This is a genomic window from Streptomyces sparsus (assembly GCF_054776295.1).
The window spans coordinates 1-676 of record NZ_BAAHCA010001580.1 but is presented as its reverse complement, the minus strand read 5'-3'; the positions used below and the strand labels follow the sequence as shown (position 1 = coordinate 676).

At 77.4% G+C, this 676-nt stretch carries 1 pseudogene; it reads left to right on the top strand.

The features are described from left to right. Positions 1 to 676, top strand: a pseudogene (locus ACYVE9_RS29715) (serine protease); the annotation flags it as partial.

The window sequence follows — 676 nt, the reverse complement described above, 5'->3', positions numbered from 1 at the left end:
CGCGACGCGTTCGCGGCCGCCTTCCCACCCGGCGAGGGCTGGGCGGCGGCGGTACTCGCCGAGGGCACGCTCGAAGCGGCCGGGGACGGCTACCGCTTCGCCGACGAGGAGTTCGGCGACTGGCTCCAGGGCCGGCACCTCGACGTCGACGGGGCCCTCGACACCCTCGTCCACCACCGCTCCGCCCAGGACCCGCTGCCCGTTCCCCACCACCGCATCGGGCCCGTCGTGGAAGCCCTGCTCCTGCTCGACCGCACCGGCGGCCCGCAGGCGCTCGCCCGCCGGCTCCGCCCACTCGCCCTGCCGACCGACCGCGACACGGAAGCCGCCTGGTGGGCGGCACACCTGCTCGGTGAGACGCTGCTGCGCCTGCCGGACGCCGGCCCCTACATGCCGGTGCTGCGCACGCTCGCCGCCCGGCTGGTCCGGCACGGCCAGGAACCCGGCTTCGGCCCGTCGTTCTGGAACGCCCTGCCGCTCACCACCGACCGGGCCTGCGAACTGCTGCGCCAACTCCTGCCGCTCGACCCGGGACCGCCCGCCACCGGCGACCGGTTCCTGGACGCCGCGGCGGCCCGGCTCGCCGGTGAACCCGGGACCGCCCGGCGGGCCGTCTGCCGCTGGTTCGACGACGACCGGCCGCTGCGGGCCTCCGGCGCGACAATGGCCACCGCAG